This window comes from Pseudomonas sp. MNR3A, assembly GCF_009650575.1.
In the GTDB taxonomy this organism is placed as follows: Bacteria; Pseudomonadota; Gammaproteobacteria; order Pseudomonadales; family Pseudomonadaceae; genus Aquipseudomonas; species Aquipseudomonas machongensis.
Genome location: NZ_VZZS01000017.1, coordinates 15,959 through 40,015 on the forward strand (window position 1 = coordinate 15,959; position 24,057 = coordinate 40,015).

General features: G+C 64.1%; 22 protein-coding genes. 4 read left to right on the forward strand and 18 right to left on the reverse strand.

Annotated elements, in window-relative coordinates; genetic code table 11:
- Positions 1 to 3: 3 nt before the first annotated feature.
- Together F6X62_RS14225 and F6X62_RS14230 are read right to left on the reverse strand one after the other, a co-directional pair.
- A complete protein-coding gene (locus F6X62_RS14225) occupies positions 4 to 1,434 on the reverse strand; it encodes an aldehyde dehydrogenase (protein ID WP_371926303.1) in 1,431 nt (476 codons plus the stop codon).
- Between the two features lie 104 nt (positions 1,435 to 1,538).
- Entirely contained in the window at positions 1,539 to 2,921 is a 1,383-nt protein-coding gene (locus F6X62_RS14230) for an aspartate aminotransferase family protein (RefSeq protein WP_153773920.1), read from the reverse strand.
- Between the two features lie 372 nt (positions 2,922 to 3,293).
- Between F6X62_RS14230 and F6X62_RS14235 the strand changes: the two genes are divergently transcribed.
- Positions 3,294 to 4,664: an APC family permease gene (locus F6X62_RS14235; protein WP_153773921.1), complete on the forward strand. Its 1,371-nt coding sequence runs from the start codon at positions 3,294 to 3,296 to the stop codon at positions 4,662 to 4,664.
- Between the two features lie 58 nt (positions 4,665 to 4,722).
- On the opposite strand, the gene F6X62_RS14240 is transcribed toward F6X62_RS14235, so the two are convergent.
- Entirely contained in the window at positions 4,723 to 5,526 is an 804-nt protein-coding gene (locus F6X62_RS14240) for a helix-turn-helix transcriptional regulator (protein WP_054894158.1), read from the reverse strand.
- A gap of 187 nt (positions 5,527 to 5,713) precedes the next feature.
- Here F6X62_RS14240 and F6X62_RS14245 point away from each other — a divergent pair, with 187 nt between their 5' ends.
- A complete protein-coding gene (locus F6X62_RS14245; RefSeq protein WP_153773922.1) occupies positions 5,714 to 6,196 on the forward strand; it encodes a GNAT family N-acetyltransferase in 483 nt (160 codons plus the stop codon).
- Here the strand turns inward: F6X62_RS14245 and F6X62_RS14250 are convergent.
- The 10 genes from F6X62_RS14250 to F6X62_RS14295 form a co-directional block, all read right to left on the reverse strand.
- On the reverse strand, positions 6,170 to 6,790 hold the full coding sequence (locus F6X62_RS14250; protein ID WP_371926302.1) for a hypothetical protein: 621 nt from the start codon (positions 6,788 to 6,790) through the stop codon (positions 6,170 to 6,172). The two genes, F6X62_RS14245 and F6X62_RS14250, sit on opposite strands and share 27 nt — an antisense overlap.
- A complete protein-coding gene (locus F6X62_RS14255) occupies positions 6,790 to 7,488 on the reverse strand; it encodes a hypothetical protein (RefSeq protein WP_153773923.1) in 699 nt (232 codons plus the stop codon). Before F6X62_RS14255 ends, F6X62_RS14250 begins: the two co-directional genes overlap by 1 nt.
- A 97-nt stretch (positions 7,489 to 7,585) precedes the next feature.
- Positions 7,586 to 8,347 (reverse strand): phosphate ABC transporter ATP-binding protein PstB, encoded by a 762-nt coding sequence (pstB, locus tag F6X62_RS14260; RefSeq protein WP_054894178.1) that lies wholly within the window; start codon positions 8,345 to 8,347, stop codon positions 7,586 to 7,588.
- Positions 8,348 to 8,421: 74 nt separating this feature from the next.
- The gene (gene pstA / locus F6X62_RS14265; protein ID WP_054894155.1) at positions 8,422 to 9,315 is read right to left on the reverse strand and encodes a phosphate ABC transporter permease PstA; all 894 of its coding nucleotides are present in this window, start codon (positions 9,313 to 9,315) and stop codon (positions 8,422 to 8,424) included.
- A complete protein-coding gene (pstC, locus tag F6X62_RS14270; RefSeq protein WP_054894154.1) occupies positions 9,315 to 10,280 on the reverse strand; it encodes a phosphate ABC transporter permease subunit PstC in 966 nt (321 codons plus the stop codon). Before pstC ends, pstA begins: the two co-directional genes overlap by 1 nt.
- A gap of 71 nt (positions 10,281 to 10,351) precedes the next feature.
- Complete coding sequence (pstS, locus tag F6X62_RS14275) at positions 10,352 to 11,380, reverse strand: phosphate ABC transporter substrate-binding protein PstS (protein ID WP_065863516.1); 1,029 nt, start codon at positions 11,378 to 11,380, stop codon at positions 10,352 to 10,354.
- 179 nt (positions 11,381 to 11,559) lie between these two features.
- Positions 11,560 to 12,267, reverse strand: a complete 708-nt coding sequence (locus tag F6X62_RS14280; protein WP_153773924.1) for an anti-sigma factor domain-containing protein — start codon at positions 12,265 to 12,267, stop codon at positions 11,560 to 11,562.
- A complete protein-coding gene (locus F6X62_RS14285; protein WP_153773925.1) occupies positions 12,264 to 12,803 on the reverse strand; it encodes a sigma-70 family RNA polymerase sigma factor in 540 nt (179 codons plus the stop codon). Before F6X62_RS14285 ends, F6X62_RS14280 begins: the two co-directional genes overlap by 4 nt.
- Positions 12,804 to 12,903: 100 nt before the next feature.
- Positions 12,904 to 13,425, reverse strand: a complete 522-nt coding sequence (locus F6X62_RS14290; RefSeq protein ID WP_153773926.1) for a DUF3455 domain-containing protein — start codon at positions 13,423 to 13,425, stop codon at positions 12,904 to 12,906.
- A 120-nt stretch (positions 13,426 to 13,545) separates the two neighbouring features.
- Positions 13,546 to 15,399, reverse strand: coding sequence for an ABC transporter ATP-binding protein (locus F6X62_RS14295; protein WP_153773927.1), 1,854 nt, complete (start codon positions 15,397 to 15,399; stop codon positions 13,546 to 13,548).
- 298 nt (positions 15,400 to 15,697) lie between these two features.
- Here F6X62_RS14295 and mrdA point away from each other — a divergent pair, with 298 nt between their 5' ends.
- The gene (mrdA, locus tag F6X62_RS14300; protein ID WP_153773928.1) at positions 15,698 to 17,593 is read left to right on the forward strand and encodes a penicillin-binding protein 2; all 1,896 of its coding nucleotides are present in this window, start codon (positions 15,698 to 15,700) and stop codon (positions 17,591 to 17,593) included.
- A gap of 39 nt (positions 17,594 to 17,632) precedes the next feature.
- Here the strand turns inward: mrdA and F6X62_RS14305 are convergent, their stop codons facing one another.
- From F6X62_RS14305 to F6X62_RS14325, 5 genes are read right to left on the reverse strand one after another with little or no spacing between them, the layout of a single operon-like run.
- Positions 17,633 to 18,334, reverse strand: a complete 702-nt coding sequence (locus F6X62_RS14305) for an NAD(P)H-dependent oxidoreductase (protein ID WP_153773929.1) — start codon at positions 18,332 to 18,334, stop codon at positions 17,633 to 17,635.
- A complete protein-coding gene (locus F6X62_RS14310; protein WP_153773930.1) occupies positions 18,331 to 19,974 on the reverse strand; it encodes an ABC transporter ATP-binding protein in 1,644 nt (547 codons plus the stop codon). Before F6X62_RS14310 ends, F6X62_RS14305 begins: the two co-directional genes overlap by 4 nt.
- A 2-nt stretch (positions 19,975 to 19,976) precedes the next feature.
- Entirely contained in the window at positions 19,977 to 20,804 is an 828-nt protein-coding gene (locus F6X62_RS14315; protein ID WP_153773931.1) for an ABC transporter permease, read from the reverse strand.
- Positions 20,805 to 20,807: 3 nt separating this feature from the next.
- Positions 20,808 to 21,767 carry an ABC transporter permease gene (locus tag F6X62_RS14320; RefSeq protein ID WP_153773932.1) on the reverse strand — a complete coding sequence of 320 codons (960 nt, stop codon included), beginning with the start codon at positions 21,765 to 21,767 and terminating at the stop codon, positions 20,808 to 20,810.
- Between the two features lie 27 nt (positions 21,768 to 21,794).
- Positions 21,795 to 23,396, reverse strand: coding sequence for an ABC transporter substrate-binding protein (locus tag F6X62_RS14325; protein WP_153773933.1), 1,602 nt, complete (start codon positions 23,394 to 23,396; stop codon positions 21,795 to 21,797).
- Positions 23,397 to 23,558: 162 nt separating this feature from the next.
- Between F6X62_RS14325 and F6X62_RS14330 the strand changes: the two genes are divergently transcribed.
- Complete coding sequence (locus F6X62_RS14330; RefSeq protein ID WP_153773934.1) at positions 23,559 to 24,002, forward strand: Rrf2 family transcriptional regulator; 444 nt, start codon at positions 23,559 to 23,561, stop codon at positions 24,000 to 24,002.
- Positions 24,003 to 24,057 lie beyond the last annotated feature (55 nt).

Sequence of the window (24,057 nt, forward strand, 5' to 3'; positions counted from 1 at the left end):
AGATCAGCGCAGCTGGATCCAGGTGGTCTTCAACTGGGTGTACTTGTCGAACGCATGCAGTGACAGGTCACGCCCAAAGCCCGACTGTTTGTAGCCGCCGAACGGGGCGACCACATCGAGCGCATCGACGGTGTTGACCGAAACACTGCCGACCCTGAGCTGCCTGGCAACCCGATGCACGCGGTTGAGGTCGTCGCTCCAGACCGAGGCTGCCAACCCATAGACGCTGTCGTTGGCCAGGCGGATAGCCTCCTCTTCAGTGTCGAAGGCCGTCACTGCGAGCACCGGGCCGAAGACCTCGTCACGCGAAAGCGACGACTGCGGGTCGACATGGGTGAAAATCGTCGGCTCGATGAAGTTGCTGGAGCCGTTGAAGCTGAGTTGACGCCCACCGGCCACCAGAGAGGCCCCCTCCTCGTGTGCACGGCCGATTGCGGCCATGATCTGCGAAGTCTGCTGCGCATCGACGATGGCGCCGGTGCGGCTGCCCGGATCGAGCGGATCACCGGGTTGCCACTCGCGCGCCTTGGCGATCAGACGCGCGATGAACGCGTCATGGATCGAGCGCTGCACGTAAAGTCGCGAGTTGGCCGAGCAGACCTCACCCTGGTTGAAGAAGATGCCGAATGCGGCTTTCTCTGCGGCCAGGTCCAGGTCCTTGCAGTCATCGAACACCAGGTTCGGGCTTTTCCCACCGCACTCCAACCACACCTGTTTCAGGTTCGACTGCGCCGAGTACTGCATGAAGTACTTGCCCACCTGGGTGGAGCCGGTGAATACCAGGCAATCGACATCGGGGTGCAGGCCCAATGCCTTGCCGGCGATCTCGCCCAGCCCCGGCACGACGTTCAACACCCCGTCGGGAATGCCCGCCTCCAGTGCAAGCTCGGCCAGGCGCAGCGCCGAAAGCGGCGACTGTTCGGCAGGCTTGAGCACGACGCTGTTGCCGGCTGCCAAGGCCGGGGCCAGTTTCCAGGCCGCCATGTCCAGCGGGAAGTTCCACGGCACCACGGCTGCGACCACGCCGATCGGTTCACGGGTGATGGTGACCACGGCCTCGGCCGCAGTGGGCGCAACCTGGTCGTAGAGTTTGTCGAGCGACTCGCCATACCAGGCGAAGACATGCGCGGCGCCCGGCACATCGATGTTGTAGGCGTCGAGCACCGGCTTGCCCATGTTCAGCGACTCGAGCAGCGCCAGTTCCTCGCGGTGAACCAGCATCAGCTCGGCCAGACGCAGCATCACACGCTTGCGCTGGGTCGGCGCCATCCGGGCCCACGGGCCTTGCTCGAACGCCTGCCGAGCACTGGCCACGGCACGGTCTACGTCCTCATCGGAACAGGCGGCGACCCGCGCCAGCAGCTGGTTGGTGGCAGGGTTGATCGCATCGAACGTTGCGCCACCTGTGGCGGCCACGAAGCGGCCGCCGATCATGGCTTGATCGCGAAAAGTCAGGTTGGCGGCTTGATGCCGCCAGTAGGTTGAATCGTGCACGTTGTGCTCCAGGAACCGTGGGTAGGAAAGGTAGCGCAGCCGCTTCAGAGCTTGCCCAGGGCCTGCGCGGTGCGGTCGACCGCTTTGCGGGTCTTCTCCACCAGCTCGTCCAGCTCGCTGTGGTTGGCCACCAGCGCAGGCGCCATGATCATCCGCCCCAAGGTCGAACGAATGATCACCCCCTCTTCGAAGCCGAAAGTCCGACACTGCCAGGCCAGCTCGTTCTCATTGGCGTAGCGCTTGCGGCTGGCCTTGTCTTCGGCGAACTGCAGTGCCGCCACCAGCCCGGCGCCCTGTACCTGGCCAATCAGGGGATGGTTGGCGAACACCTCGCGCAGGATGCGCTGCAGGTAGGGCCCGGTGTCGTCTTTCACCTGGCGGACGATGCCTTCGTCACGCAGGGCCTTGAGGTTGGCAATCGCCACCGCAGCGGCCACCGGGTGCCCGGAATAGGTCAGGCCGTGAGCGAATACCCCGCCGCGCTCGACCAGTGCTTCGGCGATGCGCTTGCTCAGCACCAGCCCGCCCATCGGCACGTAGCCCGAGGTGAGGCCCTTGGCGATCGACAGGGTGTCGGGCTCGAAACCGAAGTATTCGTGGGCGAACCATTCGCCGGTACGACCGAACCCGCCGATCACCTCGTCGGCGCACAGCAGCACGTCGTACTGGCGGCAGATGCGCTGGATTTCCGGCCAGTAGCTTTCTGGCGGGAAGATCATGCCGCCGGCGCCCTGGAACGGCTCGGCGATGAAGCCGGCGACATTCTCGGCCCCAAGCTCAAGGATTTTTTCTTCCAGCTGCAAGGCGCAGCGGCGACCGAACTCGGCCGGACTCAGCTCGCCACCGGCGGCATACCAGTAGGGCTCATCGATGTGCGCCACATCCGGAATCAGCCCGCCCATCTCGTGCATGAACTTCATTCCGCCCAGCGCCGTGGCCGCCAGGGTCGAGCCGTGGTAGCCGTTCCAGCGGCCGATCATGACCTTCTTGTTCGGCTGGCCTAGCACCTGCCAGTAGCGGCGCACGGTACGGATCAGCACCTCGTTGGCCTCGGAGCCGGAGTTGGTGTAGATCGCGTGGCTGTAGTGCCCCGGCAGCAGGCTGAACAGCAGCTCGGACAACTCGATCACCGCCGGATGGGTGGTGTGGAAGAACATGTTGTAGTACGCCAGCTGGTCCATCTGCGCCGCCGCGGCGGCCGTCAGGTCCTTGCGCCCGTAGCCGAGCTGGGTGCACCACAGGCCCGACATACCGTCCAGGTAACGCTTGCCATCGCTGTCCCACAGATGCAGCCGCTCACCGCCGACGATTACCCGTGGGCCTTCGGCGTTGAGCGCCTTCTGGTCGAGGAAGGCATGGATATGGTGTGCAGCATCGGCGGCCTGGTATTCACGGGTCTGGCGTTGGGGTACGAAAGGCGCGTTCATGGGCGGTTTTCCTTGTTGGTATGGAGACGCCACTGAAGCTTGCAGCAGCCAGCAGCGGTGTGAAATCACCCGTTGGGGTGAGGTCTCCAGCCCAGTCAGCGGCTCACCCCAACGGGTGATTTCGAAGACGAATCGGCTATGGGAGCATGCGCCAAGGCCCCCAGATGCGGCCTTACCTTTCGTGCCAGGTCAATAAAGAGAACAACGCCATGAACGCACGCTTCATCACCTCACGTCGCACCCGCTCCCGCCCTCGAGATAGCCACAGCGCCTGAACGAAGGGCCCTCGCCCCGCCTTCAGCCCAATCGCCCTCTCCCTCGACAGTATCGAGCTCGCTCGCATACTGCGGCGTCCTGCACCCGGAGTCAGCCATGCATACAACAACCACAACCGCTGCGCATTCCACGGCACATACGAGCGCTGCCAGTACCCGCTTTCGCAAATCCATGGGCATGACCGCCCTGGTGCTCTTCGGCCTCGCCTACATGGTGCCGCTGGCAGTTTTCTCCGCCTACGGGCTGGTCGCCCAGATCACCAAGGGCCACCTGCCAACCGCCTACCTGCTGACCCTGGGCGCCATGCTCTTCACCGCCTACAGCTACGGCCGCATGGTCCAGGCGCATCCCTACTCGGGCTCGGTCTATACCTACACGCGCAAAGCCTTCGGCGCCCACGCAGGGTTCATGGCGGGGTGGACGCTGCTGCTCGACTACATTTTCCTGCCACTGCTCAGCTACCTGCTGATCGGCATCTACATGTCGGAATACTTCCCGACGGTCCACGCCTGGGTGTGGGTACTGGGCGCCATCGGCGCGGTGACCTTCCTCAACCTGATCGGCATCGAGTCGGTGACGCGGGTCAACGGCATTCTGGTGGTCGCACAGCTGGTATTCATCGTGGTGTTCGTGGCCTTGTCCATCAACAGCCTGTCTACCCAAGTGCAGCCGATATCGCTGACCGCGCCCTTCTATCATGAAGGCTTCAGCGCCTCGGCGATCATGGCCGGCGCTGCCGTGCTGTGCCTGTCGTTCGTGGGCTTCGACGCGGTCTCGACCATGGCCGAGGAAACCAGCGACCCGACCCGGCGCATCCCGCGGGCGATCATGGCGGTGTCGCTGATCGGCGGCCTGCTGTTTCTGGTGGTGTCCTACTTCGCGCAACTGGTGCACCCGGACTGGAGCAGCTTCGCCAACCCGGACTCCGCCCCGGTAGAGGTGATGAACAGCGCAGGCGGGCGCCTGCTGGCCAGCGCCTTTACCGCCACCTATGTGGCAGGCTGCTTCGCCTCGGCAATGGCCTCCCAGGCCAGTGTGTCGCGGGTGCTGTTCGCCATGGGCCGTGACGGCGCCCTGCCCCGTGCCTTCGGCCAACTGGTGACGAAAAAACGCGTCCCGGCCTTCGCAATCCTGGTGGTTGGCCTGGTCTCGCTGAGTGCGCTGTTCATCAGCCTGGACACCGTCGCCAACATGATCAGCTTCGGCGCGCTGTTCGCCTTCTCGGCGGTCAACCTGGCGGTGGTCAAGCACTACCTGGCCGACCAGAAACTGCGCGGTACGGCAAACTGCATGCGTTACGGCCTGATCCCGGGGTTGGGTTTTCTCAGCACGCTGTGGCTGTGGACCAGCCTGTCGAGCATGTCCTTCACCATCGGCCTGTGCTGGATGGCGCTGGGCCTGGTGTTGCTGATCGGCCTTACTCGCGCGTTCCGGGTGAAGCTGCCTGAGTTGCAGATGGCCGATTGACCAGCGTCAGGCTGACCTTGAATGACAACGCCGACGATGACTCGTCGGCGTTTTCGCGTCAGCGCGGCTTGCTCATGTAGCTTTCCAGCGGATCACGCTCCAGCACCCCATGGGCATTGGCCAGCGCATCGATGAACAGGGAAAACAGCTCGGACTGCGTGCCAATGTCGAGCTTGGCGTAGACATGCTTGCGGTGGGACTTGATGGTGTCTTCGGAAACCTTGAGACGCTCGGCCAACGACTTTGTCGAATGCCCGCGCAGGATGAGCTGGGCAATCCGGCACTCGCGCTCGGTCAGCAAGGACGACCCGAAATTGCTCAAGGCTGCATGCACACGCTGCTCCCAGACCTTCTCCTCGCGCCCGCCACGGCCCTGATACCCCTCGAAATGCTTGGTCAGCACCGCCAGCACCCATGGGCTGATGCACTTGAAACGTGACTTTGCCGCCTCGTCGAGCTCGTCGGTGAAGGCCAACGACACCGCCAGGCTCAGGCTCTCGTCCAGCTGCAGGAGGTAGTTGATCTCGTCCTCCAGGTGCGAGTGCCGGTAGAACGCCAGGTAGTACTCGCTGAGCTTGAAGTGATCGGGTGCAACATCGGCCAGCGCATAGCAGCCTGAGTCGGACCTTTCCATGCACTGGTCGTAGAACGGATCGAGCAGGTAGAAACCGGACAGGTATCGCCGTACGTTGCCTTCCGGCCGCCATGGGCCGGGTCCGTCGCATTCCGACCAGGCCGATGGCAAGCCCTCGCGCGGGTAGAGGTAGACCGTGCTGGCCTTGACCGGGCCGACCAAGGCCAGCGCGTCGAACAGCGCCGTGGCGAAACCCTGGGCGCCGATGGCGGCGGTGACTTTCGCCATCGCCTCGAACCACGGGACTGATGAGAGCTGATCGATTTGCACGTCTGTGACCCCTGGAATTCCGCTGATCGGATGGTGCCATGGGCTTGTGCGCCGGGGAATCACCCGTTGGGGTGAGCAGGTCGAGATTGTCGTCCCCGCTGCGCTATGCTGCCAGGCTCACAAGCATCGACAAGGACGTTCCATCATGACCCTGACCCTGCGCCAGGCCCTGCCCGAGGATGTCGAACTGCTGTTCGACATTCGCACCAGCGTGAAGCAGAACCACCTTTCGCGCGAGCAGATGCACGACCTGGGCATTACCGCGACCAGCCTCACCGAAGCCATTGGTGAGGCACCCTGCACCTGGATTGCCGAATACGAGCAGGAGGCGGTCGGCTTTGCCATGGTCGATCTAGGCGAAGGCGAGCTGTTCGCCCTGTTCGTGCGCCCGCAGCATGAAGGCAAGGGCGTAGGCCGATTGCTGCTGGAGCGGGCAGAACACGCGCTGTTCCAGCGTCATGAGCTGATTCACCTGATCACCGATGGTGACCAGGCTATCCGCGCCAATGGCTTCTATCAGCGCTCGGGCTGGATACTCGCCGGGGCTGTCGATGACCGGGATGTGCGCTACGAGAAGCGTCGGCCAGACGCTGGCGCACTGTCAGGACAACAGTGCCTCGGAGGATGACTGGACTGGCGCCTGGTGCCTTAGCGGCTGCTGCCAGGCCAGCTTTGCCTGGACATCGACGGCAGCGTCCATGACCTTCTGCGCCCAGTTCTTATCCTTGGGGCAGACCACGACAACACGAAAACCATGGTCGTCGCCTTCGATGCGCACGCCTTCGGAATCATCGACATGCAGGTCGATATCGAATGCCGGCGGGAATTTCGAGGGAGGGTTTTCAAGACCGTTGACGTTCAGCACGTGCTGGTGCCGATCGCTGTTGACCACGCCATCGACGCGGATGCCGTAGAGCAACAGCCAACGACGGATGTAGGAAGGTGTGCGGCCGGACGAGGTATAGATCCAGACGCTATAGCCCTGGCGGCGCAGATCGCGAATCAGCGCGCGGGTGCCGATGCGCAGCGGCTCGCCCAGCCAACGATGAACGAAGCCCGGCAGCTTGCTGTGCTCTTCGGGGCTGTGGTGCGGCAGGCAAGCCAGCGTGTCGTCGATGTCGAACGAGATACGCACCCGCGGGCGCCTGAAGGCCCGGGTAACGCCCTGCCAGGCCTGGCGGCTGCCGGCGCGCCATTGCTTGAGCATCGGATAGCGCCCCATCAGCGAACCTCCCGGCAGGCAGGCGTTGCTGCTTCGCCCAGGAAGAATTTTTCCGGATCGGGCGACTGCGCTTCCAGGAACGCCGCATACTTTTTCTTGATCTTGGGCAATTCGTACAAGGCCTTTACACCATGCTTGGCAGAGTTGCGTATGACCGAGGACGGGTTGAAATAGCCCTCGGCGTTGTCCAGCGTCAGCACGAACGGCGGTAGCCCTGCGCGCATCAGCAGATAACTGACGATGAGCGACCCCGTGCGGTTGTTGCCTTCAATGAACAGCTGCGGCTTGCTCAGGATGCGAACATACACGCCTGCTGCGCGTTTCCACACCGAATCGCTGCCATACGAGCAATACCAGTTGTACAGGTCCTTGATGCCGCCTTCGACGTTGTTGAAGAAGTGTTCTTCGGTGGCGATCAGGTGCTGGGCGAACTCCACTCGACGTTCAGGATCGCTACCACACAGCACCGTGGCGTTGATCTCCAGCATCAGGTTCAACTGCTGCAGGTCGAACAGGTCGATACCCCGCGCGACATAGTCGTCAATCAGGGCATAGCCTTCAAGCACATTTTGCAGCACCTCATCGGTAAACGGGTCACGCGGTTCGGTAAAGTGCTTGCTGAGCTCGGTGAAACGCCGCTGCACATCCCGCAGTGCACGTTCTACCGCTGACAGGTCAAGACGACGCGTCGCACGCATAAGTAATCTCTGGAAACACTAAAAAAGTAAAAGCGGTCGGACTGTCGCAGCGGCCATCCTGGCCTGCGACATCCAACCGCTTCGGTCGAGTGAACGATCAGCTGAACTTGCCGCTGATGTAGTCACTGGTCAGTTGTTCGCGCGGGTTCTGGAAGATCTGGGTGGTTGGCCCCATCTCGACCAGGTAGCCGGTACGCGAGCCTTGCGAGATGTCCACCGAGAAGAACGCGGTGGTGTCGGCAACACGGATCGCCTGCTGCATGTTGTGGGTCACCAGGGCGATGGTGTAGTCCTTCTTGAGCTCCACCATCAGCTCTTCGACGCGCCGGGTCGCGATCGGGTCGAGTGCCGAGCAGGGTTCGTCGAGCAGCAGCACTTCCGGCTCTGTGGCAATGGCACGGGCGATGCACAGGCGCTGCTGCTGCCCTCCGGACAGCGACAGGCCGCTGACCTTGAGCTTGTCCTTCACCTCATCCCACAGCGCTGCACCTTGCAGGGCATGCTTGACGCGGTCGCCCAGGTCGCCCTTGTAGCGGTTCAGGCGCAGGCCGAACGCGACGTTGTCGAAGATGCTCATCGAGAACGGGTTCGGTTGCTGGAACACCATGCCGATGTAGCGGCGCACGACCACAGGGTCCACACCCTTGCCATAGACATCCTGGCCGAGGAAGTGCACGTGGCCTTCGAAACGAAACCCCTTCACCAGGTCGTTCATGCGGTTGAGGCTACGCAGCACGGTACTCTTGCCGCAGCCGGACGGGCCGATGAAACCGGTGATCTTGTTCTTTTCGATCGGTACATGGCTGTCGCGGACCGCCATGAAGTTGCCGTAGAAAATCTTGTCCAGTTTGCAGTCCATGACCACTGGTGCCTGGTTGACCAACGGAGCGGCTCTTTGCGCAGTCGATACGTTCAAGTTGGATGCTCCCGTTCTCAATACTTAGGCTTGCCGAAAACACGGCTGAGAATATTCACGACCAGCACGATCATCACCAGTACCAGCGAGGCCGCCCAGGCGAGCTCCAGCTGGTTGTCGAAAGGCATGCCGGAGAAGTTGTAGATCAGTACCGCCAGCGAGGCCGTGGGGTTCATCACCGCCAGGCTGCCATCGTGGTAGATCCAGTAGTTGCTGAACAATGCGGTGAACAGCAGCGGCGCGGTTTCGCCAGCGGCGCGGGCCACGGCCAGCATGACGCCCGTAAGGATGGCCGGCATGCCGGTCGGCAGGATGATCTTCCAGATCACCTGGGCGCGGGTACAGCCCATGCCGTAGGCGGCGTCCTTCATGATCTTGGGCACCATCTTCATCGCCTCTTCGGCGGTCAGCACGACGATCGGCAGCATCAGTACTGCCAGCGCCACACCACCCGCCGGTGCGGAGTATGTGCCAGTGGTCATGACCACCAGGGCATAGGCGAACACGCCAGCCAGGATCGACGGCAGGCCGGTCAGCATCTTGGCGGCGAAGCGCGATGCGTTGGCAAGCTTGCTGTCCGGACCGAGCTCAGCGAGGAAGATCGCCGCCAGGATGCCGACCGGCACCGCGATGGCAGCGGCGATACCGACCATGACGAAGGTACCGGCCATGGCGTTGCCGAAACCACCGCCCATCTCGAAGCCGGTGGGCGGCAGCTCGGTGAACACCTCCAGGCTCAGGCGGGCACCGCCGCGGGTGATCAGCATGTAGAGCACGGAAATCAGCGGCACGCTGGCCAGCAGGGCCACGCACCACACCATCGTGGTCAGGGTCAGGCTGCGCAGGGCGCGGCCTTCGAACCGGCGCTGCAGGCTGGGCAATGCAGTTGCAGGGGTCGTGAGGTCGGTCATTATTTATTACCCCGCTGGGCGTAGAGCATGATCAGCGATCCGATGACGTTCACCAGCAGGGTGATGAACATCAGTACCAGCGCCGCGTACATCAGCACCTCGACCTCGTTCGGCCCGGCTTCAGGGAAGTTCAGGGCCAGCAAGGCCGCCAGCGTGTTGGCCGGGGCGAACAGGGAAAGCGTGATGGTGTTGGCGTTGCCCACCAGCATGGCCAGCGCCATGGTCTCGCCAAGGGCACGGCCCAGGCCGAGCACCAGGGAGCCGAAGATGCCAGTGGCGGCAGACGGCACCATCACCTTGAGGATGGCTTCCCAGTGGGTGGTGCCCATGCCGTAGGCTGCCTGCTTGGTCTTCATCGGCACGCTGGTCAGCGCATCCTGGGACACGGCGGCCACGGTGGGCAGAATCATGATGGCGAGCACCAGTGCTGCTGGCAGCAGCCCGGGGCCACTCAAGGAGGAACCGAAGAACGGAATCCAGCCCAGTTCGCTGTTCAACCATGCGGTCAGCGGGCGGATCGCCGGGATCACCACGTAGATGCCCCACAGGCCGTAGACGACGCTGGGGATGGCGGCGAGCAGCTCGACGATGGTGCGGAACACCGCAGCGAGTTTTGCGGGCAGGAAATCCTGGGTGAGGAAAATCGCCATGCTGACACCGAAGAAACCGGCGATCAGCAATGCAATCAGGGCGCTGTAGAGCGTGCCCCAGATCGCCGGCAGAATGCCGTATTTGCCTTGGTTAACGTCCCACACGCTGCCGAAGAGCACATCGAATCCGTGCTTTTCCATACCCGGCAGCGCCTTGCGCCCTACTTCGTAGACCAGCGCAAAGACCAGTGCCAGCACCAGCACCACGCCGATACGTGCAAGTGCACGGAACGTACGGTCGACCAGGAAATCCTTGGTTGACGGCGGCTGGCATGCAGAGTCGGGGTTATCCGGAATGGCAAAAGGTGTGTTCATGGATTATTTCCGGGACAGGGGCAGAGGCGCCCGGCATGCCTGCAAGGCAGGCCGGGCGCAACCTGGCAGTCTTACTGGATGTTCTGAGCCGCTTTGCGCACCTGGTCGACAACCGACTGCGGCAGCGGGATGTAGCCCATCGAGTCGGCGATCTTCTGACCTTCGGTCAGGCTGTACTCGATCATGTCGCGCATGGCCTTGGCCTTGGCAGGGTTACCGTTGTCCTTGCGGAAGATCATCCAGGTGTACGAGGTGATCGGGTAGGACTTGGCACCGTCCGGATCAGGCAGCCAGGCCACCAGGTTTTCCGGCATCTTCACTGCAGCCAGTGCTTCGGCACCGCTTTCGGCGTTCGGTACGACATACTGGCCAGCCTTGTTCTGCAGGGCAGCGAAGTCGACCTTGGCCAGCTTGGCGAAGCCGTATTCGATGTAGCCGATGGCGCCCGGGGTCTGGCGTACGGTGGCGGTCACGCCGTCGTTCTTCGGCGACTTGATGAACTTGTCGGTCGCCGGCCAGTTCACGGTGTTGCCCTCGCCCAGCGCTTCCTTGAAGCCAGGGTTGATGGCCGACAGGTGCTTGGTGAAGACGGCGGTGGTACCGCTGGAGTCTGCACGCACGACCACGGTGATCGGGGTGGCAGGCAGCTTCAGCTCAGGGTTGGCAGCGGCGATCTTCGGATCGTTCCACTGGGTGATCTTGCCCAGGAAGATGTCGGAGTAGACGTCGCGCGGCAGCTTCAGACCCTTGGGGTTGCCTGGCAGGTTGTAGGCCAGGACGATCTCGCCCGCAGTCATCGGCAGCAACTGAACGCCCTCGCCGACCTTGGCAATTTCTTCGTCTTTCATGGCCGAGTCGCTGGCGGCGAAATCGACGGTCTTGTTCAGGAAGTCCTGGACACCGGCACCACTCCCCTTGGACTGGTAATCGACGGTGACACCTTCGGTCTTCTTGCTGAAATCCTTGAACCAGGTCAGGTAGATCGGTGCAGGGAAGCTCGCGCCGGAACCGGTCAGGCGGACGTTTTCTGCGGCGAAGGCCGAAGTGGCGCTAAGCGAAACGGCAACGGCGAGTGCAGCAGACTTCATCAGGCGTATCATGGAAAAGCGCTCCGTGTGATGGCCGGAACACTTTGCAGCAGCTGTATTACAACTTTGTGACCATTGGGTGGCAAACCACCTGCTCAGCCCCCATGAATCGGGCCAACAAGGCAATTTGATGCCATTTCGTAGTAACTAAATGTGACTAGTCTCCATCGGCAGTCACCAGCAACTGAAAATCAAATGACCTTCACCGAACGCCCGATGAACTTCACAGGGCCAGTCGGCCGGCCCGTGGGTGAGCCGCCCGCCTTCTCCAGCGTCAGTTCGAACAGCTGATTGGGTTCAAGAGGCGGCAGGTCGCGCAGCGGAACGCGATACTGCTCGCCAGGCTTGACCAAGCCCAGGGAGACTGGCGCCTGCCATTGCTCACCCTTGGTCCAGAATTGCAGGGTCATCCCTTCGGGCACCTGATCCCGACCCAGCGGGATCAACGCGATGGTCTGCGCATCGCTGGCCTGCACTACCCAGCCGGGCACCTGATCGGTCGGCGCGACCAGCACCACCAGGTAGTGGGTCGTCGCAGGCCGAGTGGTCAGCAGGGCCAGGCTCAGCAACACCGTGGCCGCCAGACCGGCGACGCTCACGCCTTGCCACAGGCCCAGGCGACTCCACCATCGGTTCGTCGGACGCACCGGTCGGGCCTGCTCCGAAATACTGCGGTCGATCCGCCGCCACAGGCGCGTACTGGGCAGTTGCGGTTCAGCCAGCCTGGTCAACTCGAGCAGGCGCGCTTCCCAACGGTCGACAGCCGCCCGCAAGTCCGGCTCGCGGTCCAGTCGCGCAAGCACCGCAGCGCGCTGTTCGGCAGACAGCGTCCCCAACACATACTCCCCCGCCAGCACGTCGAGCAGTTGCGTAGGGTCATCGGTTGAACCCGGCGTCATGTCATGCACTCCCGCAGCGCCTCGAGGCTTCGCTTGATCCACGCCTTGACCGTACCCAGCGGCGCCCCCATCAGGCTGGCGATTTCCGCGTGGCTGCAGCCGTCTACATAGGCATGCAGGACACACCGCTGCGGTGCAGGCTGCAGTTGCTCAAGGCAGCGATAGATCTTCGCGGAGCCTGACCAGATGGCGCCCTCGTCGAATTCCCCAACCAAGGTCGCGATGTCCGCGTCGTCCAACGCCGTCTCCGGTCGGCTGTCGCGCACGGCATTCAAGGCCAGGTGGCGGTTGATGCTGTAGATCCAGCCCCGGGCCGAACCTCGCGTCGCATCGAAGCTGGTCGCCCGCGTCCAGATGCGAATGAACGCGTCGTGGACGATATCCTCGGCCATGGCGTCATCGCGCACGATGCGCCGGACCACCCCGAGCAAACGCGAACCTTCATGGTCGTAGAGCGCCTGCAAGGCGCTGCGGTCACCCCGCGCGCAAGCGGCAAGGCAATCCTGGAAATCGAAAGGCGTAACGGATGAATTCACTCTCGGCACGGTCCTGTGGCGGCGCTGAGACCCGGCCTTGCGGCCGGGGCTTGTAGAGCAGCGTAGATGATCCATTGCCAAGCGTCAGTTCAACCGCCCATCATTTGGCAGACCAGAAGATGTAGTCGGCCTGGTACTTGACGATCTGCTGCGCCCCCTTGTTCTGCGCTGTACAGGCCATTGCCGGCGCCACACCGCCCTGGGTGGCGAGGCGCTGGATGTAGCTGACCCCGTGCATTGCCCCTTTACCCTCGGCCGGATTCGCCTTGACCAGTTGGTAAGGCAGATCGCCTTTGCCTGCAGGGGCCACGGCAAGCTGGGTGCCGGTGACCTTCGAGCCGTCCTTGGCCTGCCAGGTGGCGGGCGGGCCAAAGTAGTCGCCGACAGCCTTGCCACTGCGGTCGCTGAGGGTCGCCTTGGGACCGACGAAGAACCACTCGGTCTCGCCCGGCGCATTGCTCTTGTCCCGGCACTCGTAGGTGATTTCACCGACGCCGACGGTTTCGAGCATGACCGTGTGGCCAGCGGGCACCTTGACGGCATCAGGCACCGCGGCATGGGCAGCCTGTTGCGCGAGCGTGAAGCTCGATACGAGCAGGATCGAGGCAAACGGGATTTTCATGGGATGGACTCCTGGTGGGCACTCGGTTGGACAGTCGATGACTGTTGTCTTCCTGTACCCGCCAGCAGCCGTTGTGGATGCAAGACCAGGCAATCCTGGCGACGAACGGTCGCAGGACGCCTATTCGGTGGACTCCACCACGCCCTGATCCTCGCCCAGAAACCCACCGCTCTGATGCTGCCACAACCGCGCATAGGTGCCGTTTCTGGCCAGCAGTTCAGCGTGGGTGCCCTGCTCGATGATGCGCCCTTCATCCATCACGATGAGCCTGTCCATGGCCGCGATGGTGGACAGCCGGTGAGCGATGGCGATCACCGTCTTGCCCTGCATCATGTCATCGAGGCTTTCCTGGATGGCGACCTCGACCTCCGAGTCCAACGCACTGGTGGCCTCGTCGAGCAGCAGGATCGGGGCATTCTTGAGCATCACCCGCGCGATCGCGATGCGCTGGCGCTGGCCACCGGACAGCTTGATGCCACGCTCGCCGACCAAGGTGTCGTAGCCGGTGTTCCCTTGGCGGTCGCTCAACTGGCTGATGAAGCCATCGGCCTGGGCACTGGCGGCAGCACGACGGATCTGCGCCTCGCTCGCCTCGGGGCGACCGTAGGCGATGTTGTCGCGAATCGAACGGTGCAACAGCGAGGTGTCCTGGGTGACCATGCCGATCGCGCTGCGCAGGCTGTCCTGGGTGACCTGGGCAATGTTCTGCCCATCGATACGGATCTCGCCACTGTCCACGTCATAGAAGCGCAGCAGCAAGTTGATCAGCGTCGACTTGCCCGCACCGGAGCGGCCGACCAGGCCGATCTTCTCGCCGGGGCGAATCTCAAGGCTCAGGCCATCGAGCACCTGGCGCTCGCCGTTATAGTTGAAACGCACATTATCGAAGCTCACCGCCCCGCCGTGGGTCACCAGCTCTCCCGCGTTCGGCACATCCTGAACCTTGGGACCGGTGGTCAGGGTCACCATGCCGTCCTGCACGGTGCCGATGTTCTCGAACAGCGAGGTCATCTGCCACATGATCCAGTGCGACATACCATTGACGCGCAGTGCCATGGCGGTGATCGCCGCCACTGCGCCGGCGCCCACTTCGCCCTGGTGCCACAGCCACAGGGCGTAACCGCCCGCGCCCATGATCAGGCCGACCACCAGCGCCTGGTTGGCGATCTCGAACAGGCTGACCAGGCGCATCTGGCGAAAGCCGGTCTGCTTGAAATCTTCCATCGCCGCACGGGCGAAGTGCGCCTCGCGCCGGGAGTGGGAAAACAGTTTCACCGTGGTGATGTTGGTGTAGGCATCCGAAACCCGCCCTGTCATCGACGAGCGGGCATGGGCCTGTTCCTGGCCGACCTTTCCCAGGCGCGGGACGAAATACACCATGGTCAGGCCGAACAGCACCACCCAGGCAATGAACGGCAGCATGAGCTTGAGCGCGAAGCCGCCAGCCAGGGCAATGATCGCCACGAAGTACACGCCGATACCGGGCAGTATCTCGATCAGGGTGAACAGCACCTCACGCACCGCCAGCGCCGTCTGCATCACCTTGGTGGTGACCCGGCCAGAGAACTCGTCGGAGAAGAACGACAAGCTCTGGCGCAGCATCAGGCGATGGAAATCCCAACGCAGGCGCAGCGGCAGGTTGATCGCCAGCACCTGATGCTGCACCAGCGTGCGCCCCGCCACCAGGGCGATACTGACCAGCAGCACGGCCCCCGCGCCCCACAGCACCCTCGCTTCCTCGGCGGTCACCGCATCGCCCACTTTCCAGGTCGAAAGCAGGTCCACCACCTGGCCGAGGAAGGCGAACAGCCAGGCCTCGTAGATCGACACTGCAGCGCTGAGCAGCGCCAGCGCCACGATATAGCCCCGGGCGCCGCGCGTGCAGGCCCACATGAACCGTGCCAGGCCCATGGGCGGTGGTGGGGCTTCGTCGGGTGGGAAGGGGTCTAGCCAACGCTCGAATATGCGCAGCATGGAAGTCTCCGAATAAGCCAAACAAGGGATTGTGCCAGTTCATGACGCCAGGTGGCGGAAATTGACATCGACAGCGGTGCGCAGCCGGCGACCGGGCGCCAGCGGTCAGATGAAGGAATTTTCATCTTCCACGCCAGCGCGCTGCTACCGGGGTGGGCGGCACGTCACGCTGTTCGCTGGCCGTGACCGACCTTGAGCCGACCGCCGAGCTTGCGTAGCATCCCCGGCCCTTGGGGCCGCAGACGGCCCACTGCGGGCCAGCCCTCGCCTTCACTCGTCATCACTTCAGCGAGCCCCCATGCCACAGCCGATTCCCCTCAAGGACCACGAAAAGGAAAAGCACCTGGTCAACCGCCGGCTGCTGGTCTGCGCCGCGCTGACCCTGGGCCTGGTTGCCGTGCTGATCGGCAGGCTGTACGTCTTGCAGGTGCTGCAGCACGACCAGCAATCGGCAGTCTCGGAGAACAACCGCGTGCACGTGCTGCCCATCGCCCCAGAACGCGGGTTGATCTACGACCGTAACGGCGTGGTGCTGGCCGACAACAAGCCCAGCTTCAACCTCACCATGACCCGCGAGCGCACCAACGGCCAGACCCCCGCCGTGCTCGATGCCCTGGCGAAGATCCTGAACCTCTCCGACGACGACCGCGCCCAGTTCGACAAAGACCTGCGCCGCGGCCGCAAGCCGTTCGAACCGGTCACCCTGATGTTCGGCCTGAGCGAAGAGCAGATCGCGCTGATCGCGGTCAATCAGTTCCGCCTGCCCGGCCTGGACGTCGAACCGCAGTTCATTCGCGAATACCCGCTGGCCGAGCACTTCGCCCATTCGGTCGGCTACGTCGGACGGATCAACGAAAAGGAAGCCAAGACCCTCGACAGCACCGAGTACCGCGGCACCCAGTCGATCGGCAAGACCGGCGTCGAGCGCTTCTACGAAAACGAACTGCACGGCCATGTGGGGTATGAGGAAGTCGAGACCAATGCCCAGGGACGGGTCATGCGCGTGCTGCGCCATCACGATCCGGTGCCGGGCAAGGATATTGTCCTGAGCCTGGACGCCAAACTGCAGCAAGCCGCCGAAAAGGCTCTGGGCGATCGCCGCGGCGCGGTGGTGGCGCTGGATCCAGCCACGGGCGACGTGCTGGCGATGGTCAGCAACCCCAGCTTCGACCCCAACCTGTTCGTCAAGGGCATCAGCTTCAAGCAATACGCCGCGCTGCGCGACTCGATCGACCGTCCGCTGTTCAACCGCGTGCTGCGCGGGCTGTATGCGCCAGGCTCGACGGTCAAGCCGGAAGTGGCCATCGCCGGCCTGGACAGCGGCGTGATCAACCCAGGTACCCGCGTGTTCGACCCCGGCTACTACGAGCTACCCAACTACGACCACAAGTACCGCAACTGGAACCGCAGCGGCGATGGCTGGGTGGACATGTACACCGCCATCATGCGTTCCAACGACACCTACTTCTACGACCTGGCGCACAAGCTGGGCATCGACCGCCTGCACGACTACATGGCCGAGTTCGGCCTGGGCCAGAAGGTCTCGCTGGATATGTTCGAGGAAGCGCCCGGCCTGATGCCGTCTGCACAATGGAAACGCGCCACCCGCCGCCAGGCCTGGTTCCCCGGCGAAACCCTGATCCTCGGCATCGGCCAGGGCTACATGCAGGTCACCCCACTGCAACTGGCGCAGGCCACCAGCCTGCTGGCCAGCAAGGGGGTGTGGCACCGTCCGCACCTGGCCATGACCGTGGGTGGCGAGCACCCGGTCGACCCGAACCCGATGCCCGACATCGTGCTACATGACAAACGCGCCTGGGACCAGGTCAGCCAGGGCATGCAGATGGTCATGCACGATCCGCGTGGCATCGCCCGTGCGGCCGCCGCTGGCGCGCAGTACCGGATTGCCGGCAAGAGCGGCACCGCGCAGGTCGTGGCGATCCGCCAGGGCGAGCGCTACAACCGCGACAAGACCCTGGAGCGGCATCGCGACAACGCCCTGTTCGTGGGTTTCGCCCCCGCCGAGCATCCCTCCATCGTGGTGGCGGTGATGATCGAGAACGGCGAGGCTGGCGGCCGGGTGGCCGGACCTGTGGTGCGCGAGATCATGGATGCCTGGTTGCTGGATGACCAGGGGCACCTGAAGGAGCAGTACGCCGGGAGCGCGGGCAAGGGCGCGGTACCGCACGGCTGACGCCAGGTTGCCCGCCGCCTGTGGACGCGGGTTCACCCATCATCGCAACGGATACAGCGCCTCGTCGAACTGCTCCAGACGCGGGAACACCAGTGGCTGGTCATCCGAAAGCTGTTCCAGACGCTGACGATACTGCACCAGGAACTCACTCCGTGCCTCGTCGCTGATATAGGGCACGTGCCAAGCCACGAACGGCGCCAGCACCTCGAAACCGACATAGGCCAGGGTGCCGCGCAGGATCGGCCGCAGCATGTCCTCCAGCGGCCCGTGGATCGCCCCTTCGCCGAACATGTGCTCACGCCCGCCCAGGGTCACGGTCACCAGCGCCTTCTTGCCCGCCAGGCCACCCTGGTCGTAGAAGCGCTTGCCGCCATAGCACACCCCCGACACCAGCACCCGGTCGATCCAGCCCTTGAGCATGGCCGGGGCGGAGAACCAGAAGATCGGGAAGTTCAGCACCAGCAGATCGGCCCACAGCAGCTTGTCCAACTCCTGCTGGATATCCGCGGCGATGGAGCCGCTCTTGACGCCCAGGCGTTGTTCCAGCGCATAGACCAGATACTCCGGGTTTTCACGGGTGCTGAAATCCTCGGCGCTGGCCACCGGATTCCAGCCCATGGCGTACAGGTCGCTGACCTGCACCTGGTGTCCCTGGGCCTTGAAAGTCTCCACCGCCTGGTCGCGCAGGGCGGCGGTGAAGGAATGCGGTTCAGGGTGGGCGTGGATGATCAGTACGTTCATGGGAGCTGTCCTTCGGCAATTGGCTGGGTAGTGGCAGCGGCGCGACCGGCCAACAGGCGGTCGAGCCAGTCCGGGTCCATCTGCGGTTCGGAAGAGAACAGCAGCCCGGTGTAATCCTGATAGGGCGGGGTGAAGATCGACTCGCGCCGCCCCTGGTCCACCACCCTGCCCCGCTGCATCACCATCACCTCGTCGGCGATGGCGCGCACGGTGGCCACATCGTGGGTAATGAACAGATAGGCCACACCGAGCTGGCGCTGGATGCGGTCGAGCAGCTTGAGCACGCCTTCGGCCACCAGTTGATCGAGGGCCGAGGTCACCTCGTCGCAGATGATCAGTTGCGGCTCGGCAGCCAGGGCGCGGGCGATGCACACCCGCTGCTTCTGCCCGCCGGACAGTTCGCGTGGCTGGCGCTCCATGAACCTGGTCGGGTCCAGCTCGATCATCTCCAGCAGCTCTGCGACCCGCTCGCGCAGCGCCCTGCCCTTGAGCCCCAGGTAGAACGCCAGCGGCCGGCCGATGATGTCGACGATGCGCTGGCGTGGATTGAGCGCGGTGTCGGGGATCTGGTAGATCATCTGGATGCGTCGCAACTGTTCCTTGCTGCGCCGCCGGTAGTCGGCCGGCAAGGCTTCACCGTCGTACAGCACCTGGCCGCTGCTCGGTTGCAGGAGCCCGGTAATCAGCCGCGCAGTGGTGCTCTTGCCGCTGCCGGACTCGCCGATCACCGCCAGCGTCTGGCCGCGCTGCAGCTTGAGCGACACATCGTGCAGCACCGGCTGGGCGCCATAGCTGGCCGAGGCGTTGCGCACCTCGAGCAGGGGTCGGGCCTGCGCCTGGCTGGCCTTGGGTTCAGTGTGAAAGCTGCGCACCGCCCACAGCGAGCGGGTGTAGTCCTGGCTCGGAGCGCCGAGCATGGTGCGGGTGGCAGCCTCCTCGACCAGGCTGCCGTGACGCAGCACCATGATGCGGTCGGCGATCTGCGCCACCAGGGCCAGGTCGTGGCTGATGTACAGCGCCGCGCTGCCGAAGCGCTTGACCGCATCGCGAATGGCGGCAATCACCTCGATCTGGGTGGTCACGTCGAGCGCAGTGGTCGGCTCGTCGAACACGATCAAGTCCGGGTGGCAGGCCATGGCCATGGCGGTCATCACCCGCTGCAGTTGGCCGCCAGACACCTGGTGCGGGTAGCGTCGACCGATGTTCTCCGGGTCCGGCAGGCGCAGCACGCGGTACAGCTCGACCGCCTCGGCCTCGGCAGTGGCGCGGTCGATACCGCCGTTGACCACGGCGGTTTCCACATGCTGGTCGATCAACCGATGCGCCGGGTTGAACGACGCTGCGGCACTCTGCGCCACGTAGGCCACCCGCAGGCCGCGCAGCTTGCGCAGCACCTCGGGAGCCGCGCCGACCAGTTCCTGGCCATCGAAGCACACCGAGCCACGGGCGATGCGGCAGCCGTCGCGCACGTAACCCATCGCGGCCAGGCCAAGGGTCGACTTGCCGGCCCCCGACTCGCCGATCAAGCCCAGCACCTCGCCGCGCTGCAGGGTCAGGTCGATGCCCTTGACCAGCGGGTGCCAGGCGTCGTCGGAGTGACCTTCGATATGCAGGTCGCGGATTTCCAGTAGCGGTTTCATGCTCAGCACTCCTTCAGGCCGCTGGACTTGTGCAGCACCCAGTCGACGACGAAATTCACGCTCACGGTGATCAGCGCTACCGCCAGCGCCGGCAGCAGCGGGCTGATATCGCCGAAGGTGATCAGCACGGCATTGTCGCGCACCATGCTGCCCCAGTCGGCGGTGGGCGGCTGGATGCCCAGGCCGAGGAACGACAGTGCACTGATGAACAGGAAGACAAAGCAGAAGCGCAGGCCGAACTCGGCAATCAACGGCGCTGCGGCATTGGGCAGCACCTCGCGGGTGACCAGCCACCACAGCCCTTCCCCGCGAAGCCGCGCAGCCTCGACGAAGTCCTGCACCACCACGCTCATCGCCACCGCCCGCGACAGGCGGAACACCCGGGTGGCATCGAGCAGCGCGATCACCAGCACCAACGAAGTGGTGGTGGTGCCGACCACGCTGAGGATCAGCAAGGCGAAGATCAGTTGCGGGATGGCCATGAGGATATCCACCACCCGCGACATGCCCTGGTCGATCCAGCCGCCGCGAATCGCCGCCACCAGTCCGCAAAATCCGCCCAGGGCGAAGGCCAGCACGGTGGTCAGGAAAGCGATGCCCAGGGTGTTGCGTGCGCCGTAGACCAGGCGGCTGAACATGTCGCGGCCCAGGTTGTCGGTGCCGAGCAGGAACTGCCCGCCCCAGGGTGCAAAGCCCTCGCCGACCACTTCGGTTTCGCCGAACGGCGCCACCAGCGGCGCGAACAGCGCCACCAGCACATACAGCAGGATCACCAGCAGGCCGAACTTGGCGCTCAGCGGCGCACGGCGCAATTGCGTGTACAGGCTCATGGGCTACCCCTTCGGATGCATCAGGCGCGGGTTGCTGGCGATCGACAGCACATCGGCACTGGTGTTGAGCAGGATGTAGGTGGCGGCGAAGATCAGGCTGCAGGCCTGCACCACCGGGATGTCGCGCTTGGCCACCGAGTCGACCAGCAACTGGCCCAGGCCCGGATACACGAACACCACCTCGACCACCACCACGCCAACCACCAGGTACGCCAGGTTCAGCGCCACCACGTTGACGATCGGCGCCAGGGCGTTGGGCAAGGCATGGCGGAAGATGATCCGCGCCTGGCCGATACCCTTGAGCCGGGCCATCTCGATGTAGGGGCTGGCGAGCAGGTTGATCAGCGAGGCGCGGGTCATGCGCATCATCTGCGCCACCACCACCAGGCTCAGGGTCAGCACCGGCAGCAGCGAGCGCTCCAGCACCTCGCCCAGGGCGGCATCCGGGGAGAGGTTGGAGATGCTTGGCAGCCAGGCAAGCTTCACCGCAAACACCAGGATCAGGATGTAGGCGACGAAGAATTCCGGGAACGACACCGCACTCAGGGCGCTGGTGTTGAGCAGCCGGTCGAACCAGCTGTTGCGGTACAGCGCCGCCAGCATGCCCAGCAGCAGCGCCAGTGGCACCGACACCAGGGCCGCCAGCAGCGCCAGGCTGAAGGTGTTGCCCAGGCGTGCGCCGATCAGCTCGGCGATCGGCCGCTGGTTGGCCAGCGACACGCCGAGATTGCCTTGCAGCAGTTGCCAGCCCCAGTGGAAGAAGCGCGTCAGCGCTGGTTGGTCCAGGCCCAGTTGGCTGCGCAGTGCAGCCACGGTTTCCGGGGTGGCGGCCTGGCCGAGCATGGCCTGGGCCACGTCGCCCGGGAGCATGCCCACCGCCAGGAAGATGATCACCGACACCGCCAGCAGCGACAGCAGGCCCAGGGCCAGGCGCTGGGCGAGCAGTTTGCAGAGACTATTCACCGTACGGTCCTCGCGATGAAAGGGGATTCAGGCCTGCCACCAGCGCTCGATCAGGCGCAGGCCGTCCAGCTCACCGTAAGGTGCGGTGACACCGCCATGCATCACCCGCCGGGAGCGGGCCGCGACGGAGCTTGCGAACAGCGGCACGATGGCGCCGCCATCGTCGCGGCACAGCGCCTGCATTTCGTTGTACATCTCCTGGCGCAGCGGAGCGTTCATCTCGCCACGGGCAGCGTTGAGCAACTGGTTGAAGCGCGGGTTGTCCCAGTGCGTCTCGTTCCACGCCGCGCCCTTGGCGTAGCCGATGCTGAACATGCGGTCGGCGGTCAGGCTCGAGTACCAGAACGAGGTGGTGAACGGCTGCTTCATCCACACGTTGGTGAAGAAGCCGTCGGCCGGCTCACGCACCACGTCGATGTCGATACCGGCCTTGCGCGCCTGCTCCTTGAACAGCACCGAGGCGTCGACCGCGCCGGTGTAGGCAGCGTCGGAGGCCTGCAGGCGCACCTTGAGGCTGTCCATGCCGGCCTGCTTGAGGTAGAAGCGCGCCTTGTCGGCGTCATATACCCGCTGCTCCAGGGCCGTGTTGATGAAGCGGCTGCCAGGCTGGATCGGGTGGTCGTTGCCGATCTGGCCGTATCCGTACAGCACCGAGGTCAGCAGGGCCTGGCGGTCGATGGCGTGCTTGAGCGCCAGGCGCACGTTGTTGTCCTGAAACTGCGCGGTGTCGCAGAGCATGGGGAAGGTGTAGTGCTGGGCGCCTTTGGTTTCCTCGATCACCAGTTGCGGGTTGCGCTTGAGCAGCGCCACGGTCTTGAGGTCGACCTTGTTGATCACATCCACCTGGCCTGTGACCAGGGCATTGACCCGCGCCGCGCCGTCGGCGATCGACAGCAACTCGGCCGTGGCGAAATGCGCCCTGCCCGGCTTCCAGTAATCGGGGCTGCGCACCAGGTCCATGCGCACGCCCGGCTCGAAGTGCTTGAGGCGATAGCCGCCGGTGCCGATGCCGGCCTGCCAGTCGGCGGCGCCGTCCTTGGCGGGCATGATCACTAGGTGGTAGTCGGCGACCACATAGGGGAAGTCGGCGTTGCCCGAGTGCAGCTCGAACACCACGGTGGCGGCGTCCTGGGCACGCACCACGGCAACATCGCCGAGGACGGTCTTGGCCGCCGAGGTGGATTTCTCGCCCAGGTGATGCTGGATGGAGGCGACCACATCGCCGGCATCGAGGCTCTTGCCGTCGTGGAAGGTCACGCCCTGGCGCAGGAAGAAGGTCCAGACCTTGGCATCGGGGCTGGACTCCCAGCGCTCGGCCAGCTCCGGAATGGCGGTGCCGTCGACGCTGATTTCGCTGAGGGTGTTGTAGACCGCCGAGAAGCCGACGAAGGTGAAGGTGTCGGCCCAGGTGCCGGGGTCACGCGAGTCAGTGGTGCTGCCCCCGGCCAGCCCCATGCGCAGGGTACCACCAGCCTTGGGGGTGACCTCCTCGGCCCAGCCCGTCAGGGGCAGGCCCAGGGAGAAGGCGCCGGCGAAGGTCGCCGCTGCCGCGCTGTACTTGAGGAACTCCCGACGTGGCAGGCCGCCGCCGGGCATCGCTTGAGTGATCTTGTTGTTCTTATCGCTCATGGCATTGCCCCTGTTGAACCGCTGAAAGAAGGATCGCAGGCATCGATGACCGAATATTTGTAATTGTCATCGTGACAAATACATTAGACTCATTGGCATGCCCCTGCCAAGATGGATTTTCACAGGGACACCGACTTTGCGATTCACCAGGGATTTTTACCGATGAGCCAATCGACCCGCCTGATCACCGCCTCGTACATCCTCTCGTTCGTGGCCGCCAACGCGCCGCAGAAACTGCGCACCGAGACCATCGCCAAGTGGGTCAAGGTGCACCCCACACGGGTGCGCAGCCTGGCTTCGCAGATGGTCAAGGCCAACATTCTCAAGTCCTGGCGCGGCGCCCAGGGCGGCCTCACCCTCGCCCGCCCGGCCAGCGAGATCACCCTGCGCGAGGTGTACGACGCAGTGCAGGAGAGCTCGCTGATCGCCGAGAAGATCGACAACCCGTTCTCGGGGATGGAGGATCATTGCAAGGTGTTCGAGGTGTTCACCCGGCTGTTCGCGATGCTGGAGGCGAACATGCGCCTGGACCTGGGGGCGATCACGGCGGACCAGTTGTTTGTCGCATTCGATCGGCCGGTTGAGGGGGCTGAACGGCACAGTTGAAGGTCGGGGTCGGCCTTTTCGCGGGCAAGTCGCAGCGGCGAACCGCCGCTCCCAC

Bases quoted from the DNA above. Each gene is read 5' to 3' on its own strand.
- F6X62_RS14225 (WP_371926303.1), bottom strand. From the start codon at position 1,434: ATGATCGGCGGCCGCTTCGTGGCCGCCACAGGTGGCGCAACGTTCGAT.
- F6X62_RS14230 (WP_153773920.1), bottom strand. From the start codon at position 2,921: ATGAACGCGCCTTTCGTACCCCAACGCCAGACCCGTGAATACCAGGCC.
- F6X62_RS14235 (WP_153773921.1), top strand. From the start codon at position 3,294: ATGCATACAACAACCACAACCGCTGCGCATTCCACGGCACATACGAGC.
- F6X62_RS14240 (WP_054894158.1), bottom strand. From the start codon at position 5,526: ATGGCGAAAGTCACCGCCGCCATCGGCGCCCAGGGTTTCGCCACGGCG.
- F6X62_RS14245 (WP_153773922.1), top strand. From the start codon at position 5,714: ATGACCCTGACCCTGCGCCAGGCCCTGCCCGAGGATGTCGAACTGCTG.
- F6X62_RS14250 (WP_371926302.1), bottom strand. From the start codon at position 6,790: ATGGGGCGCTATCCGATGCTCAAGCAATGGCGCGCCGGCAGCCGCCAG.
- F6X62_RS14255 (WP_153773923.1), bottom strand. From the start codon at position 7,488: ATGCGTGCGACGCGTCGTCTTGACCTGTCAGCGGTAGAACGTGCACTG.
- pstB (WP_054894178.1), bottom strand. From the start codon at position 8,347: ATGGACTGCAAACTGGACAAGATTTTCTACGGCAACTTCATGGCGGTC.
- pstA (WP_054894155.1), bottom strand. From the start codon at position 9,315: ATGACCGACCTCACGACCCCTGCAACTGCATTGCCCAGCCTGCAGCGC.
- pstC (WP_054894154.1), bottom strand. From the start codon at position 10,280: ATGAACACACCTTTTGCCATTCCGGATAACCCCGACTCTGCATGCCAG.
- pstS (WP_065863516.1), bottom strand. From the start codon at position 11,380: ATGATACGCCTGATGAAGTCTGCTGCACTCGCCGTTGCCGTTTCGCTT.
- F6X62_RS14280 (WP_153773924.1), bottom strand. From the start codon at position 12,267: ATGACGCCGGGTTCAACCGATGACCCTACGCAACTGCTCGACGTGCTG.
- F6X62_RS14290 (WP_153773926.1), bottom strand. From the start codon at position 13,425: ATGAAAATCCCGTTTGCCTCGATCCTGCTCGTATCGAGCTTCACGCTC.
- F6X62_RS14295 (WP_153773927.1), bottom strand. From the start codon at position 15,399: ATGCTGCGCATATTCGAGCGTTGGCTAGACCCCTTCCCACCCGACGAA.
- mrdA (WP_153773928.1), top strand. From the start codon at position 15,698: ATGCCACAGCCGATTCCCCTCAAGGACCACGAAAAGGAAAAGCACCTG.
- F6X62_RS14305 (WP_153773929.1), bottom strand. From the start codon at position 18,334: ATGAACGTACTGATCATCCACGCCCACCCTGAACCGCATTCCTTCACC.
- F6X62_RS14310 (WP_153773930.1), bottom strand. From the start codon at position 19,974: ATGAAACCGCTACTGGAAATCCGCGACCTGCATATCGAAGGTCACTCC.
- F6X62_RS14315 (WP_153773931.1), bottom strand. From the start codon at position 20,804: ATGAGCCTGTACACGCAATTGCGCCGTGCGCCGCTGAGCGCCAAGTTC.
- F6X62_RS14325 (WP_153773933.1), bottom strand. From the start codon at position 23,396: ATGAGCGATAAGAACAACAAGATCACTCAAGCGATGCCCGGCGGCGGC.
- F6X62_RS14330 (WP_153773934.1), top strand. From the start codon at position 23,559: ATGAGCCAATCGACCCGCCTGATCACCGCCTCGTACATCCTCTCGTTC.